17 protein-coding genes are annotated in these 16,740 nt (G+C 29.1%); 2 read left to right on the plus strand and 15 right to left on the minus strand.

All coding sequences use genetic code 11. From position 1 onward, the window contains the following. The first annotated feature begins 115 nt into the window (after positions 1-115). Complete coding sequence (gene ylbJ, locus ACQ3F0_RS01255; protein WP_428863210.1) at positions 116-1,237, plus strand: sporulation integral membrane protein YlbJ; 1,122 nt, start codon at positions 116-118, stop codon at positions 1,235-1,237. On the opposite strand, the gene ACQ3F0_RS01260 is transcribed toward ylbJ, so the two are convergent. The 6 genes from ACQ3F0_RS01260 to ACQ3F0_RS01285 all read right to left on the minus strand — a co-directional run bounded on the left by ACQ3F0_RS01260 (position 1,217) and on the right by ACQ3F0_RS01285 (position 7,051). Further along, the gene (locus ACQ3F0_RS01260; protein WP_428863211.1) at positions 1,217-1,744 is read right to left on the minus strand and encodes an ATPase; all 528 of its coding nucleotides are present in this window, start codon (positions 1,742-1,744) and stop codon (positions 1,217-1,219) included. The two genes, ylbJ and ACQ3F0_RS01260, sit on opposite strands and share 21 nt — an antisense overlap. Before the next feature lie 9 nt (positions 1,745-1,753). Beyond that, the gene (gene coaD / locus ACQ3F0_RS01265) at positions 1,754-2,236 is read right to left on the minus strand and encodes a pantetheine-phosphate adenylyltransferase (protein ID WP_428863212.1); all 483 of its coding nucleotides are present in this window, start codon (positions 2,234-2,236) and stop codon (positions 1,754-1,756) included. A gap of 1 nt (position 2,237) precedes the next feature. Continuing rightward, positions 2,238-2,795: a 16S rRNA (guanine(966)-N(2))-methyltransferase RsmD gene (rsmD, locus tag ACQ3F0_RS01270; RefSeq protein WP_428863213.1), complete on the minus strand. Its 558-nt coding sequence runs from the start codon at positions 2,793-2,795 to the stop codon at positions 2,238-2,240. Positions 2,796-2,905: 110 nt separating this feature from the next. After that, positions 2,906-4,942 (minus strand): ATP-dependent DNA helicase RecG, encoded by a 2,037-nt coding sequence (gene recG / locus ACQ3F0_RS01275; protein WP_428863214.1) that lies wholly within the window; start codon positions 4,940-4,942, stop codon positions 2,906-2,908. A gap of 106 nt (positions 4,943-5,048) precedes the next feature. Beyond that, positions 5,049-6,689 (minus strand): DAK2 domain-containing protein, encoded by a 1,641-nt coding sequence (locus ACQ3F0_RS01280; RefSeq protein WP_428863215.1) that lies wholly within the window; start codon positions 6,687-6,689, stop codon positions 5,049-5,051. 14 nt (positions 6,690-6,703) lie between these two features. After that, complete coding sequence (locus tag ACQ3F0_RS01285) at positions 6,704-7,051, minus strand: Asp23/Gls24 family envelope stress response protein (RefSeq protein ID WP_428863216.1); 348 nt, start codon at positions 7,049-7,051, stop codon at positions 6,704-6,706. Between the two features lie 201 nt (positions 7,052-7,252). Between ACQ3F0_RS01285 and rpmB the strand changes: the two genes are divergently transcribed. Further along, positions 7,253-7,444, plus strand: a complete 192-nt coding sequence (rpmB, locus tag ACQ3F0_RS01290) for a 50S ribosomal protein L28 (RefSeq protein ID WP_428863217.1) — start codon at positions 7,253-7,255, stop codon at positions 7,442-7,444. 292 nt (positions 7,445-7,736) lie between these two features. Here the strand turns inward: rpmB and ACQ3F0_RS01295 are convergent, their stop codons facing one another. The 9 genes from ACQ3F0_RS01295 to fmt are packed head-to-tail and all read right to left on the minus strand — an operon-like array spanning position 7,737 to position 16,732. Further along, positions 7,737-8,372, minus strand: a complete 636-nt coding sequence (locus ACQ3F0_RS01295) for a thiamine diphosphokinase (RefSeq protein WP_428863218.1) — start codon at positions 8,370-8,372, stop codon at positions 7,737-7,739. After that, positions 8,372-9,022: a ribulose-phosphate 3-epimerase gene (rpe, locus tag ACQ3F0_RS01300; protein WP_428863219.1), complete on the minus strand. Its 651-nt coding sequence runs from the start codon at positions 9,020-9,022 to the stop codon at positions 8,372-8,374. The genes ACQ3F0_RS01295 and rpe overlap by 1 nt, the downstream gene beginning before the upstream one ends. Continuing rightward, complete coding sequence (gene rsgA, locus ACQ3F0_RS01305) at positions 9,016-9,888, minus strand: ribosome small subunit-dependent GTPase A (protein WP_428863220.1); 873 nt, start codon at positions 9,886-9,888, stop codon at positions 9,016-9,018. Before rsgA ends, rpe begins: the two co-directional genes overlap by 7 nt. A 12-nt stretch (positions 9,889-9,900) precedes the next feature. Next, complete coding sequence (gene pknB, locus ACQ3F0_RS01310) at positions 9,901-11,940, minus strand: Stk1 family PASTA domain-containing Ser/Thr kinase (protein ID WP_428863221.1); 2,040 nt, start codon at positions 11,938-11,940, stop codon at positions 9,901-9,903. A gap of 1 nt (position 11,941) precedes the next feature. Continuing rightward, complete coding sequence (locus ACQ3F0_RS01315) at positions 11,942-12,676, minus strand: Stp1/IreP family PP2C-type Ser/Thr phosphatase (RefSeq protein ID WP_428863222.1); 735 nt, start codon at positions 12,674-12,676, stop codon at positions 11,942-11,944. A 26-nt stretch (positions 12,677-12,702) separates the two neighbouring features. Next, on the minus strand, positions 12,703-13,737 hold the full coding sequence (gene rlmN, locus ACQ3F0_RS01320; RefSeq protein WP_428863223.1) for a dual-specificity RNA methyltransferase RlmN: 1,035 nt from the start codon (positions 13,735-13,737) through the stop codon (positions 12,703-12,705). Between the two features lie 7 nt (positions 13,738-13,744). Further along, positions 13,745-15,085 (minus strand): 16S rRNA (cytosine(967)-C(5))-methyltransferase RsmB, encoded by a 1,341-nt coding sequence (rsmB, locus tag ACQ3F0_RS01325; protein ID WP_428863224.1) that lies wholly within the window; start codon positions 15,083-15,085, stop codon positions 13,745-13,747. Between the two features lie 13 nt (positions 15,086-15,098). Beyond that, the gene (locus ACQ3F0_RS01330) at positions 15,099-15,785 is read right to left on the minus strand and encodes a zinc metallopeptidase (RefSeq protein WP_428863225.1); all 687 of its coding nucleotides are present in this window, start codon (positions 15,783-15,785) and stop codon (positions 15,099-15,101) included. 17 nt (positions 15,786-15,802) lie between these two features. Further along, positions 15,803-16,732, minus strand: coding sequence for a methionyl-tRNA formyltransferase (fmt, locus tag ACQ3F0_RS01335; protein WP_428863226.1), 930 nt, complete (start codon positions 16,730-16,732; stop codon positions 15,803-15,805). Positions 16,733-16,740: the final 8 nt, after the last annotated feature.

The following is a 16,740-nucleotide window of genomic DNA, read 5'->3' on the forward strand; positions in this document are numbered from 1 at the left end:
TATTAGACCAAAATAATTATATGTAAAGGAGACTTTCGTGATATATTTATTTATAGTATTAATTTTGCTTATTATATTTTTTCTATTTTGCTTTTTACACTCTTTAGGAATAAAAGTGAATGAAAACATAGTGGTGACATTTATTTGTTCTTTTATAATTCTTTCAATAATAACCAACCCTTCACTTACTTTAACAGCAACATTAGATGGTGCAATACTATTTGTAAAATCAGTTTTTGTGTCAATTTTTCCTTTTTTAGTGATTATCAATATAATGTTTCAGTATGGTGGAATTAATATTTATTCAAAAATTTTCGGTAATTTATTATGCACACCACTAAAGTTTCCTAAAAATTGTTCAGTTGTTTTGATTGTTAGTGCTTTATGTGGTTATCCTCTTGGAGCTAAGTATGCTATAGACTTATATAGTAATAGAAAGATTGATTTTGATACATGTAATAGATTAATTTCTGTAGCGTCAAATCCAAGCCCTTTATTTGTAATAGGTGTTGTGGGTGTAAAAATACTAAACAACAAATTTATAGGCTATATATTGCTAATTTCAATGTATCTTTCTTGTATCTTTATGGCATTAATAATAAGACCACATAACTCCAATTATAGAACCAAAACTTCTACTAAAGTGCCTTTATCACAAAACATTCAAACTAAAAATTTGGGAACTATTCTTAAAAATAGTATAAGTGATGGATTGGTTACAAGTTTAAATATCGGAGGTTTTGTTATCCTTTTTTCAGTAATAATTAACATAATAAAAAACAATACCGTATTCGATATTGTTTTCCATCAACTATCATTAATTTTACATATTTCGGAGAAAATTTCACGTTCTTTTATTTTAGGCTTGATTGAATTAACAAATGGCTGCAATGAAGTAAATTTAATCTCCATAAGTCAAAATAATAAAATTATCATAATAAGTTTTCTATTAGGTTTTAGTGGCTTTTCTATAATTGCTCAAGTAAGCTCTTTTATATCTAAAGAAAATTTTTCTGTTAAAAAGTATACCATCTACAAATTTATTCAAGGAATAATTTGTAGCGTTATTACATTTGCATTATTAAAAATAGATATCTTTTCTTTAAATAAAAAGGTTTTTTTTAATACTAATTCAATTCCTAATGCAAATATAGAAATGAGTATTCTTTCGCTATTTGTTATAATATTATTAATAATACCCTTATTTATCCAAAAGCTATTTGATAGTATCTCTTAATTCTTTAATATTGGTTCGAATAACAGATGAAACAGATGAAAAATCCTTGTTTATTTCCCTAAAATAGACTTCACTCTTAGCTTGAAATTCAGTCATCATTTTTTCACCGTTTTCAGTGATTTCTCTTTCTAAATCACACAAGATTTCATCTGCATAATCTTTTGCGTTTAATCTCATATTTTTCGCTTCTCTTCTAGCTGAAGAAATTATCTCTTCAGCTTTCACTGAAGCCTCTTTTATAATGTCATGACTTTCTATCTCTCTACGAAGAATTTCATATGCTTCCTCTTTGTAATTGTCAACTTCATCTTGTGCTTCTTTTAAAATTCTCTCTTTTTCCGCACATATCCATTGTGCTTTTTTGAATTCATCTGGTAGATGGTTTATTATTTCTTCAATAACCTCAATTAATTCTCTTTTATCAACCATAGCTTTACCCATAATTGGCACATTCTGCGAAGTTTCAATAAGTTCGTGTAAGTATTTTAATAATTTTACAACTTCCATCTAATCACCTTATTTGCTTAAAATTTTATTTCTTACATCATCAATAATTTCTGTTGGAACCAAATCGTTTAAATCTCCTCCAAACATAGCAACTTGTTTAACAGCGCTAGAACTTAAATAAGAATATTTTGCATTAGTCATCATAAAAACTGTTTCAATTGTGGGACTTAGTTTTCTATTCATCAAAGCCATCTGAAACTCATATTCAAAGTCTGTAACAGCCCTTAACCCCTTTGTAATTATGTTCAAGTTTCTTTCTTTCATGTAGTTAACAAGTAATCCATGAAAAGCCTCAACTTTTACGTTGCCAAAACTAGAAGTAACCCTTTCTATTAATTCTTTTCTTTCATCAATATTAAATAATCCTTTTTTTTCAGGATTAACTAAAACCAACACTATTAATTCATCAAAAACTTTAGATGATCTTCTAATTATATCCAAATGACCTTCAGTTATAGGGTCAAAACTCCCTGGATACACTGCTTTGTTCATTTTAATCCTCCTCATATCTGTAAAAACATACTGTTGTATTGCCATATTTTCTATGATTCACAAGTTTTATCCATTCACTTCCTTCATAAAGATTTTCACTTGTATCAATCTTCGTTACTATAAGCCCATCTTTCTTTAATATTTTTCCATCGTGAATTAAATCTATTGCTAACGGAATCATATCTTTTGCATAAGGTGGGTCAATAAATATTAAATCAAAAATAATTTGCTTGTTTCCAAAACTTTTTAGCGCCATATAAGAATCCATATTTAAAGCTGTGCATTCCTTTTCAAACCCTAGATTCTTTATATTTTCAGTTAAAAATTTAAATGTTGTAGGATGTTTATCGACTAAATAACATTGTTTAGCTCCTCTACTTACAGATTCGAGTCCTAAACTTCCTGTACCAGCAAAAACATCAACTGCCACTGCATCTACAACTTCATTTTGAATTATATTAAAAATATTTTCTTTAACTCTATCTAAAGTTGGACGAGTTTGCATACCATCTGGCGGTATTAATTTTTTTCCTTTTGCTCTTCCAGCTATAACTCTCATTTCAAGGTCCTCCTTAATAGCTATGTAATACTTTTTTTTATTTTAACACATATTTCTAACTTATACAAAGGTTATACAGTAAAGATTTTGGAGTGCTTCTTTTATAATTATTAATTGAAACAAATTAGTTTTTTGTCTTCATCAATCCTTTTTACAATGCTTTCTAGAATATAATCATATTTTTTATCTTTATTATTAAAAATATTTCTTGCTTCGTAATTTGCACATTTTAAAATATTTATATCTTCTATAGGATTCGATAGTGTAAAACTTTCATCACCATGTTGTCGAAATCCAAAGACTTCTCCACTTCCTCTTATTTTTAAATCCTGTTCTGAAATGTAAAAACCATCATTACTCTCTACCATTGTTTCCATTCTTTTCTTTGTAACATCACTTTTACTTTCTGCTATTAAATAGCATGAAGATTTATCTACACCTCTACCCACTCTGCCTCTTAATTGATGAAGTTGCGATAAACCAAATCGCTCAGCATCTTCAATAATCATTATTGTTGCATTTGGAACATTCACTCCAACTTCGATAACTGTTGTAGCAACTAAAACATCAATTCTATTATTTTTAAACTCATTCATTATTTCATCTTTATCTTTTTGTTTCATTTTGCCATATAAACTTTTTACTTTAAAGCCTTTCAAATAATCATTTTGCAAATCCTCTGTTAGCTTTTGAACTGAATTTAATTGCATTGAATCATTTTCTTCTACTAAAGGACATACTACATACGCTTGTTTTTTATTTTCTAACTCTTTTCTTAGATAATTATAAACTCGCTTTCTTTGATTTTTACCAAACCAATAAGTATCAATCTTTTTTCTACCTGGTGGTAATTGGTCTATAATTGAAATATCCAAGTCCCCATATAAGCATAAGGATAACGTTCTTGGTATAGGAGTAGCACTCATTACCAACACATCTGAGTTAATACTTTTATTGTATAATTTAGCTCTTTGGTTAACACCAAATCTGTGTTGTTCATCTGTTACAATCATCCCTAATTTTTCAAATTCCACATCATCTTCTATTAGAGAATGTGTGCCAATAACTAAATCGATTTTTCCTGATTTTAAATTATCTTTAATTCTTTGTTTTTCTTTTAATGGTGTACTTCCAACTAAAAATTCTATATTTATTTTAAAATCTTTTAATAATTTATCAAATTCTAGAAAATGTTGTTTTGCTAATATCTCTGTTGGCGCCATTAATGCTGCTTGATATCCATTATATATAACATTAAAAATAGCAATTAATGCTACAATTGTTTTACCTGAACCTACGTCCCCTTGAAGCAACCTGTTCATACATAAAGGCTTTTTTTCATCTATTAAAATTTGTCTAACTGCTTTCTTTTGAGCATCAGTTAATTCAAATGGTAATTTCTCTTTTAATAATGTTAACTCTTTAGCTATTTTCAACGGTATTCCTTTACTACTAGTTTTTCTTTTATCTTTAATTAATAATAATTTAACTGAATACGTAAATAACTCTTGAAATTTTAACCTATCTAATGCTTTATTAAGGCTATTTGAGTCATTAGGATTATGTATATTTTTTATAGCAAAATCTAATGTGCATAGTCTATATTTATCAACTATTTCTTTAGGTAAATTTTCTGCAATTTTTATATTATTAAGTATATTAGAAATATATTTAATAAAAAAACTATTACTAAGACCTTTAGTTAAACTATATTTAGGAATTATACTACCATTGTTTATTTGTTCTTTTACAACTTTAGGACTCATTAAAACTTTCTTTCCATTTTTCTGAATTTGAACTTTTCCAACGAACTTATATTCTTCACCAATTCTAAAGGTCTTCTTTATAAAAGGCTGATTAAACCACTTAGCTGTAAAATCCGAATCTCCATCATTCAATATAATAGACGAAATAACCATGTTTTTTCTAACATATATATCTTTACTAATTTTTAAAACAGAACATTGAATACAAATCTTTTCGCCCTCTTGAGCATCAGAAATTAACTTTCCAGGAAAAAACATTTCATAATCACAAGGGAAATATAAAAGTAAATCCAAAATTGTATCAATATTCAATTTCTCAAGAAGTTCTGTATATTTTTTACCAATCCCTTTTAATGTCGAAATATTATCATTCACGTTCATAATATCACCTCTATTCTGTTGTATAGGTTAAATTCCATAATTTAAAGTTCACAATTGACGGTGTATATTGAAATACATCTGAACAAAAAAAAGCCCATAGGCTTTTTTATTCAGCTGATATTATAAAATAGTATAATGGCTGCTCACCGTTGAAACTTTGAACATCAATGTCTTCATATTTTTCTTCAAATATTTCAATCATTTTGTTTACTCTATCTTCATCACAATCTTCACCATAGAAAATCGTCAACAACTCCGTATCTTCATCAACTATAGATTCAATCAAATCAGAAGCAACTTCGTAAGGTTCTTCTCCTATTTCAGAAATCTTACCTTCAACTAGTCCTAGAATATTACCTTCACTTATTTTTCTTCCATCCATTTCAGTATCTCTAACTGCATATGTTACAGAAGCTGTTTTTACTGTTGAAATTATTTCTTTCATGTTTTCTAGGTTTTCTTCAGCTGTAGCTTCTCCATTAAATGCTGTAATGGCAGTAATTCCTTGTGGTATTGTTTTAGATGGTATAACATATACATTTTTATCTGTTAATTTCGTAGCTTGTTCAGCTGCCATTATTATATTTTTATTATTAGGAAGAATAAAAATATTTCTTGCATTAAGTGATTGAATTCTATCTAAGATATCTTGGGTACTAGGATTCATTGTTTGGCCACCCTCTATTACTGAATCCACTCCAATATCGTTAAATATTGTCTTTAGTCCAGTTCCCATAACAACACTGATAAATCCAAATTCTTTTTCTTCAACTACTTCTTCAATCACTTCTCCAGCAGCGTATTCAGATTCTAGTATTTCTCTATGCTCTTCTCTCATATTATCAATTTTTATTTTAGAAATTTCTCCTATTTTAACTGCCTCAGACAATACAAACCCAGGATCATTTGTATGTATATGTGTTTTTATTACATCATCCATTGCTATTACAATGATAGAGTCTCCCATTGGAGTAATTGTTTTCTTGAAAGATTCCTGATAATTAGTTGCGTCCTTAGCTTTAATAAAGAATTCAGTACAATATCCAAACTTAATTGAGTTAGGATCAATGGTGCTTTGAACTGAAACAAATTGTCCATTGCTTTGTTTCACATCATCTTCAATATCAACATCTAAATCATGAAGCAATGCTTCATACATTCCTTTGAAAATTATTAAAAGACCCATTCCACCAGCATCAACTACTTTTGCTTCTTTTAAAGCTGGTAACATTTCAGGTGTTTGATTCAAAACACGTTCGCTATACTCACAAACTTCTTCTAGAAGCTTTGTAATATCAGCTTCTTCACTTTCTACGGCTTTTTCGCCTGCTGAACGAATAATTGTAAGTATAGTACCTTCTGTAGGTCTCATAACTGCCTTATACGCGTATTTTGAACCCTGCATTATAGCTTCAGCAAATTGAATAGAATCCACTTCATTGTATCCTTCTAATCCTTTTGCAATCCCTCTAAAAATTTGAGAAAGAATAACTCCAGAGTTTCCTCTTGCACCCATCAAAGCACCACGAGATATCAATCTGCTGATTTCTCCTATTGAATTACTTTCACAATCTTTTATTTCTTCTACGGCACTTTTGAATGTCATTGACATATTTGTACCAGTATCACCATCAGGAACAGGAAATACATTTAAAGAATTACAAAATTCCTTTTGTTTTTCTAAGTTATTTGATGCATTTATTACCATGTTTTTAAGTTTAATTCCATCTATTTTGAAATATTCCAATTTACAGTACCTCCTTAAACCCTTACACCTTGAACATTTACTGTGATACTTGAAACCTTTAAGCCAGTATAATTTTCTAAATTATACTTAATTTTTTGAATAATATTATTAGCTATAACAGATATCTTTGTTCCATATTCAACAATTACATACAATTCGATATTCATAACATTATTTTTATTGTGAATCTTAACACCTTTGCTATAATTTTCTCCTTTTATCAACTCCCATAGGCCATCAGTTGCATTTTTAGATGCCATACCAACAACACCATAACATTCCATAGTTGATAATCCTACTATATCTGCTAAAACTTCTTCCGAATAATGAATTGCACCAAAATTATTGGAAAGTTCCGTCATATTATATTCCTCCTTAATAACCATAGATAGTATTTATTGTATATTATAATAAAGATTTTATCAAGAACACACCAAAAAATATAAGTTAAAATTAAAAATTTAATTATTTCTAAAATTTAGTTTGCATTTTTATCCTTGTCTGTGGTAAAATATTAAACGGTACGTGGGTAGGTATTATCTTTATGACAGGAGGTGTCTTTAATGTCTAAAAGTTGTGATATATGCGGAAAAGGTGTTATTTCTGGTGTTCAATATAGCCACTCTCATCGTCAATCAAAGAGGAGATGGGCTCCAAACGTTAGAAAAGTAAAGGCGGTAGTTAACGGAACACCTAAAACTTTAAAAGTTTGTACTAGATGTTTACGTTCTGGAAAAGTCCAAAGAGCTGTTTAGTACTCTAAATAAAAAATGCAATTGAAGTCAATTGCATTTTTTGTTTTTCACAAAGATTTTAAGTACTGCTGAAATGAATTTGGGCAATTTTATTGCAACTATTTTCATATAACCCTCCCAAAAATTCTCATAGGCTTTTTAGTTAGACTATCAATATATACCATTCTAAAAATTGTTAAAATTCCAACTATAAAAAAAATATACGAATCAAGTTTTACTATTATAAACCTATATGTGATTATAAAACTGCACTTATATAGTATGCATCTAGTAGTATATGTGTTACTGTTTTTTAATCTTGAGAATAAAAAACTATTAAAATACCCGAACTAAATGAAATTGTCACAGTATTATCAATAAATTCATTTGAAACAGTAAGTGCATCACCTTTTTTTAAATCATAATCAACCAATTCATATTTAGCTCCAAGTATTGATAGATTGCCAACCATCTCTGAAAATGGCATTACAGAAAAATACTCTCCATAGTTTCCTGATAAACTAACATTCTTGCAAGTTAAAAATATTTTATTGTTATCATCCTTTATTGATGCCTTAATAGAATTTTTCATACACTTATATAGCAATGCAAGGTTGCCAAAAAAATGATCCATTCTAGACCCTGTACATCCTAAAAAAACAATTTCTTTAGCTCCTAACTCTATTGCCTTGCTTAATGCTAATTCAGTGTCTGTAAAATCTTTTTCTGGAGGGAATTTCTCCACAATACATTTTTCATTTTTAAAAAAATCCAAAATGTTCTTTTCAATAGAATCAAAATCTCCTAATAAATAATTTGGAGTTAGTTTATATTCAAAAAAACAATTAGCTCCACTGTCAGCACATATAACAACATCGCTCTTCTTAATCTGATCTTTCAAAAGAAAGCGGGAGGGTTTAAAACCTCCCGATACAATAGTAACTCTCATTATATACCCACTCTTAAATCTTTAATATTCTTTTCTATTTCACCATCTTTAAAAACTGCAGATCCTGCAACAATTAGATTTGCTCCACATGAAACGGCTTCTTTAATATTATGTGCTTTTATCCCACCATCTACTTGAATTAATAAATCTTTATTATACTGTTCTGCTAATTCTTTTACTTCTCTAATTTTGTCTGAACAATAATTTATATACTTTTGACCTCCAAAGCCTGGATTAACACTCATGATTAATACTAAATCAACTTTTTCTATTAAATGTTTAATAAAAGACACAGGCGTTGCTGGATTTAATGAAATTCCTGCTTTAATGCCAAAACTTTTAATGTAGTCAATAGTCCTATCAAGATGTTTTTCAGCTTCATAATGTACAGTTATCAAATCAGCACCTGCGTTAACAAATTCTTCTATAAAACGCGATGGAGTTTCAATCATTAAATGTACATCAAACATCATATTTGTAATAGGTCTTAAAGCTGAAATAACTGGAAAACCAAATGAAATATTAGGCACAAAACTACCATCCATAACATCTATATGGAGCACCTCTATACCATTACGTTCTAATTCCCTAACATCTTTTTCTAAACATTTAAAATCTGCTGATAAAATTGATGGAGCTATTCTTACCATCTTTTGTTTCCCCCTTTTTCATATTCTTCTAATAATTTGACATAAAAATTATATCTCAACTCATTAATTTTTCCTTCTTCTAACGCATTTTTTATACTACATTTTGGCTCTTTATAATGCATACATCTAGAAAATTTACATCCACTTCGATAATCCCAAAATTCTGGAAAATATTCTTGGATTTCACCTTTATCTTGGAATTGAATATCTAAAGTCGAGAATCCAGGAGTATCCACAAGCAATCCCCCTTCAATGGGTACAAGTTCACTGTGCCTAGTAGTATGCTTCCCTCTGCGTAATCTATCACTAATTTTTCCAGTTTCCATCACTTCAGAACCTACAATTTTATTCAAAATTGTAGATTTTCCTACTCCTGAAGGTCCACAAAACACAGAAATATTGCCATTTAAATTTTCTTTTATTTCATCAATTCCAACACCCTCTTTAGCATGTAATAAAATAGTTTTATAACCTGCGTCTTTCACCATTTTTATTGCAACATTATTCAAATACATATTATCTAAATCTACTTTATTAAAACAAACTATTACATGTATCTCATTCATTTCACATTGAATTAAAAATCTATTTAATAAGTCTAAATTTATATCTGGATGTTTTACTGCAAAAACAACAAATGCTTGTGTAATATTAGAAACTAGAGGTCTTTTAAGTATATTCTTCCTTTTAAGTATTTTTTCAACGGATCCTTTATCATTTTTCATAATGGAAATTTCTACTCTATCTCCTACAACGGGCGATTCCCCATTATTTCTAAATTTACCTCTTGCTTTACACTCAATGATTTTATCATCAACTTTTACATAATAAAATCCTGCTATTCCTTTGATTATAATTCCTTCCATAAGTCCTCCTCATTAGGGGTTGCTTGTTTCACCAGTTTCTTGATTATTTGGTTCAGTAGGTCCAGTAGGTCCATTAACTTCAGTAGCATTACCATTATCTATATTATCACCAGGTTGATTAGGTCCATCTGGATTTTCTGGATTATCCGTATTGTCGTCTGGTTCAGAAGAACTAGGTTCAGATTGAATATTGATACTGCTACCTTTTTCAATTTCAGTGCCAGCATTAATATTTTGAGAAACAATTATAAAGTCATCTTCACCATCTACTAAAAGAACTAAATCTAATTTTCCCATAATTTCTTTGGCCTGAAGTATAGTTTTTCCAACTAATTTAGGAGCTTTAACTAATTCAGGCTTGTAAACATAATAAGTTAAACTTATCTTAGTGTTTACCTCAACCTGAAGATCCTGTTCTAAACTCTGAATTATTACTTGAGAATCTAGAGCTTTATCTCCAGTAGTAACTTGATTTACCTCTCCTAATATCAACTTTGCTTTTTCTATTAACAAAACAGCGTCGTTATATTTTTTTTGCACTAATAAAGGTACATATGTTGTTTCAACAGCTTTTCCTTCGCTTATTTTTAAATCTATAACGGAAGTTTCTTTAACTTCTGAACCAGCTTTTAAGCTCTGCCATACAACGTTATTCTTTGCTATATTTTCATGATTTATATATTCTACTTTCCCAAAACTGATGTTAGATTTTAGAATTATTTCCTTCGCTTTTTCAAAACTTATGTTTTGTAAATCAGGAACAGTAACTGTATCCACCCCTGAACTTACAAGAACTTTTATTTCACTAATTTCATTTTTATCAATTTCAGATCCTTCATAGGGATAGCATTGCACTATAGTCCCTTTTTCTTCAGTACTTTTAACAACTGTAGGAATTAATTTTAAATTAAATTTATTCAATAGTATCTCTGCCTCTTCCTTTTGAAGTCCTACAATAGCAGGTACATTGATGTAATCTGGAGATTTTTCTGTATTGTCTTTGCTATTAAACTTGTTTCCAGCTAAAACATAAGAACTGAAAAATATTGCTACTGCTGCAACAATAGTAAATAATGCTATTAAAATACTTTTTTTCTTAGTCTTTTTGTTTTTAGCATTATCATTATCATCCTCATCTTTATTATTAGCTAATTCATTAAGTTCATTTTCTAGATTAATAGGAGTAATAATCCTTGTAACTTCATTATCGTTTATAGAATCTATATTCGAAGATGGATTATTTTTGATTTTTAATAAGTCTTTTAAAACATCCCCAGCATTTTTATATCTTTTGAATTTTTCTTTTTCCAAGCACTTTAATATTATGCTATTTAGTCCAATAGGTATATTGGGATTAACTTCAATTGGCGGCTTTACATTTTCTTGAATATGCTTCAATGCTACAGCTACAGGGCTTACAGCATCAAAAGGCACTTCACCTGTCACAAGTTCATACAAAACTACTCCGAATGAGTATATATCTGTCTGACTATCAACTACATTCCCCTTTGCTTGTTCTGGGGATATATAGTGAGCAGAACCTACTATTCGCTCTGAATTTGTAATTGTTGCTGAAGATGTAGCTTTAGCAATTCCAAAATCTGTTATCTTAATATTGCCTTCACCATTTAATAAAATATTATGTGGTTTTATATCTCTATGAACTATATTTTTATTGTGTGCACATTTCAAAGCACTACCAATTTGGATTGCATAATTAAGAACCCTGTCGTTGTCCATAACTTTCTCTTCTTTAATTAATTGCTTTAAATTTTTCCCATCCATATACTCCATTATGATATATATTAATCCTTTATCATTCCCTATATCATAAATACCAACAATATTATCATGAGACAAAACAGCAATTGCTAAAGCTTCTGCTCTAAATTTATTAACAAACTCATCATTTTCATAATACTGTTTTTTTAATATTTTAATTGCAACAAATCTATGAAGTAAATTACATTTTGCTTTGAATACTTCTGCCATACCACCTTCGCCTATTTTTTCTAATATTTCATACCTATTATCTAAAATAGTACCAATCATTTTAGCACTCGCCTCCACAAATAACAGAAATATTATCTCTGCTTCCTTTTTCAATACTCATCATCACAAGTTTTTTACACACTTTATCTAAAGTGATTTTTTTTATAACTTTAAGAATTTCTTCATTAGTCACTACATTTGAAAGTCCATCAGTACATAAGAGTATATGTGATATTTTATTATTTTCTAAATGATAAAAATCCACCTCTACGTCTAAATTAGTTCCAAGAGCTCTCGTTATAATATTCTTACTTGGGTGATTTCTTGCTTCTTCTTCTGTTATTGAACCAATATCAACTAATTCTTGAACTAAAGAATGGTCTTTAGTTATACGTGAAATACTTCCGTTTTTAACTATGTAGCATCGGCTGTCCCCTACATTTATTACGTATATGTCATTTTTATTTATCAAACAAGCTGTTATAGTTGTTCCCATACCATTGTACTCGTTGTTTAAATTTGCTAAACTATTAATTTTTTCATTAGCAGTTTTAACCGCATTAATTAATTGCTCTTTTGCATTAGATATTTTTGCATTATTAAAAAAGTCAACAAGTGTCTTTACCGCAACCTCGCTTGCAACTTCACCAGCATTATGACCTCCCATACCATCCGCTACTACTAATAAATCAAAACTTTCATTAGAATAATGACCTATACAGTCCTCGTTTAATTCTCTATATTTCCCTTTATCAGTCATTTTGAATATTTCCCATTTTTTCCTCTGGATATTCATTTATAGTCTACCCCTTACATTAATATTTATGAAAAGTTTTCCATATGACTTCTTCTAAGTTGGCCACAAGCACCTTCTATATCTTCCCCCATTTTTCTTCTAATGGTAGTTTCTATACCTTTTTCAAGGAGTCTATCCTTAAATTTTTCAATTGACAATGAATCTGATTTTTTATAAGAATTTTCTTTTATTTCATTTATGGGTATCAAATTAACATGGCTTGGAAATACTTTTAGCAAATTAGCTAACAAAGATGCATCTTCCTCACTATCATTAACGCCTTTAATAAGCGCATACTCAAATGAAATTCTTCGTTTAGTTTTGTTATAGTAATATTCACAACTATCTATGATTTCATTTATTGAATATTTTCTTGTTATAGGCATCATTTCAAGACGACTATCATTTCTTGGTGAATGCAACGAAATGGCTAATGTTATTTGATATTTTCTATCAGCTAAATCTTTTATTCTAGGTACAATCCCGCAAGTTGACAACGTTATATGTCTTGCCCCAATATTCAGACTTTCTTGAGATTTAATAAGATCAATAAATTTCACAACATTTTCATAATTATCGAGAGGTTCACCACTTCCCATTAAAACTACATTGGATATTCTTTCAGCTAAGTAAAGTTGCGCAGTTATAATTTGACCTATTATCTCTCCAGAAGTTAGATTTCTAACCATACCATCTATTGTTGATGCACAAAATGAACACCCCATTCTACATCCAACTTGCGTAGAAACACAAATAGAATATCCATGTTTATATTTCATTATTACAGACTCTATAAGGTTATTATCCTCTAGTTTCAAAAGTAATTTTATGGTTCCATCCGTTTTTGAAACTTGTTCTTTTATAATTTCAGGTATATAAATAGTAAAAGAAGTAGATAATTTCGCCCTAGTTGTTTTTGATAGATTTAGCATTTCGGTAAAATTATAAACATTTTTTTTGTAAATCCAATCAAAAATCTGTTTTGCTCTAAATTTGCTTTCTTTATTTTCTAACATCCATTGTTGAAGATCATCTAAATTTAAATTAAGGATATTCTCCATTTTTAACCTACTTTCTCTTAAGCTTAGCTATGTAAAATCCATCCATATAATCATTAGGTAATACTGTTAGCGAGCCAAGACTATCATACTGAAAATTTTCTGAATTACCTAAGAAAATTTTCTCTACGTAAAATCTAGAATCTTTATTCAAAAACCATTCAATATTGTCTATATTTTCACTCTTATTTAGTGTACAAGTTGAATAAACCAAAGTCCCACCTGGCTTTAAATAATCTGCAGCATTCATCAAAATATCTCTTTGAATTTTAATCAAAGAACTAAGTTCCTGAGGATTTTTATTCCATTTAATTTCTGGTTTTTTTCTAATAATACCAAGACCAGAACAAGGAACATCTAATAGAATTCTATCTGCTATATTTACAAAATTATGATTATACATAGTAGCATCCATAATTTTAAGCTCTACATTATTTATTCCTAATCTTTTTACATTTTCTTTTATTAATCCTAATTTATGTTCATGGATATCAAATGCAAGAATCTTACCTGTATTATTCATTAATTCAGCAATATGTGTTGTTTTTCCTCCTGGTGCACTACATAGATCTAAAACTTTGAGATTATCCTCTATATCCATAACTTCTGCAACCAACATAGCACTTTCGTCTTGAATCGTTACTAATCCATTTGTAAAAAGAGGGTTTTGTTCTACGTTACTCCCTTTTTTCACATAAATAGCTTCAGGACTTATTCTTCCTTCTTCAATTTCATATCCAATACTCTCTAATTTTTCAAATGCAGTATCATAATCTGTCTTTAATGAATTAACCCTCATAGTTATCTGAGGCCTTTTATTTAAGCCGCTTAATATTTTCTCAGCTACATCTTTTCCATATTGTCTCACAAATAACTCCACCATCCATGTATCAAATGAATAGTTTAAAGTTAACTTTTGGATAAAATTATTACCCTTGAAATTATCAAATTTAGTTTTATTTCTCAAATAATTCCTTAGAACACCATTAACAAATTTTGATTTGTACATATCACATCTTTTCTTACTAATATTCACAGCTTCATTAACAGCCGCAAAATCAGGAACTTTATCAAGATATTTAATCTGATATATAGCCACTCTTAATATATTCAAAAGATATGGGTCATCTTTTTTGAGTTTTTTAATTCCATTTTTCATAAAACTATTGAGTATATAATCAATAGTGCTTTTATATCTAATAGTACCATAAATTATTTCTGTAAATAGGCCTTTATCTTTTTCAGATATATTACTGTCATTAAGTACCTTACTTAAATAAATATTTGAATACAATTTATTTTTAAATATTTCAGTAATAGTATCAACTGCTAATTCTCGGGTGTTTATCATTTTTTTCTCCAATCTATCTTCTATCTCTGCTCAAAACTAATAATCTTACCAGTTGTAAAATTGACATTAATGCTGCTGCTAAATATGTTAAAGCTGCTGCAGACAATACTGATTTTGCACCTTCTACTTCATTTCCATATAATATCCCTTTATTCTCTAATATTGCAATTGCCCTATTAGATGCATTAAACTCTACTGGCAGAGTTACTATTTGAAAAAGTACTACTGTTGTAAATAATAGAATACCAATATCTATCAGTGTTGGGTAACTAAACAAGAACCCTAAAATAAAAATTATCCAAGAAACTTTAGAGCTAAAGTTAACTACAGGGAAAATAGCTCCCCTAATTTTTAGTGGGATATAGCTGTTCTTGTGCTGAATTGCATGCCCTGTTTCATGCGCTGCAACTCCGATAGCTGCTATAGAAGTACTATTATAAACTGAATCAGATAGCCTCATTACTCTATGAACAGGATCATAATGATCTGACAAATTTCCTCTTATATGTTGTACAGGAACATCAAATAAACCTTCATCATCTAAAAGTCTCCTTGCTACATCTGCACCAGTCATACCATTCATACTTCTAATTTTTGAATATTTTTGAAAAGTAGATTTAACTTTAAATTGAGCCCATGCAGACATTATTAATGCAGGAATCAATATAATGAATGTGGGATCAAAACCTCTAAAGTACATAATATGCCTCCTCTTTTTTATTCAAATCTATAATATTGTTCTATTGAATTTCCTCTTAAATAATCTTTTACATCTAAAGATTTTTTACCAGGAAATTGTATTGTTTTAATTAATAAGACCCCTTTACCGCATACCACTTCTATACCGTTATCAGAAACATTTAAAATTGTACCAGGTTCTTTGTCAGAAGCTATATCTTTTACTTCTGATACAAAAATTTTCATGTTCTTATCTTTATATGTTGTATATGCAATAGGCCAAGGATTTAAACCTCTTATTAAATTTTTTATTTCTAAATTAGATTTATTCCAATCTATTTTTGCAATCTTTTTATCTAACATAGATGCATAACAACTTAAACCATCATCCTGTTTAACTGGAGTTATTTCATTATTTGCATATCCATTTATCGTTTTAACAAGTAAATCTCCACCAATTTCTTTAAGACTATCGTGCAATTCGCCAGCTGTCATCTCATCAGTAATATCTACTTCTTGAGTCAAAAGCATATCTCCAGTATCTAATCCTACATCCATAAGCATAGATGTATTACCACTTTTTCTTTCTCCATTTATAATAGCCCAATTTAAAGGTGCAGCGCCTCTATATTTTGGCAATAATGATGCATGAAGATTGATACATGCATACTTTGGAATATCTAAAACTTCTTTTGATAAAATTTGTCCATAAGCGACAACTATAATAAAATCAGGCTTTATATTTTTTAGTTCATTTATAATTTCAATCTCTTTTCTTAACTTCACTGGCTGATATACTTTTATATCATGTTCAAGTGCAACTTCTTTAATAGGAGAAATAGCCACTTTCTTTCCTCTTCCTTTTGGTCTATCGGGTTGAGTAAATACTGCTTTTACATCGAAATTTTTAATTAAAGTTCTTAATGAAGGTACAGCAAATTCTGGAGTACCCATAAATACTATTTTCATTCAGTCAC

Origin of the sequence: Clostridium sediminicola (assembly GCF_050402865.1) — a bacterium.
GTDB classification, from domain to species: Bacteria; Bacillota; Clostridia; order Clostridiales; family Clostridiaceae; genus Clostridium_AF; species Clostridium_AF sediminicola.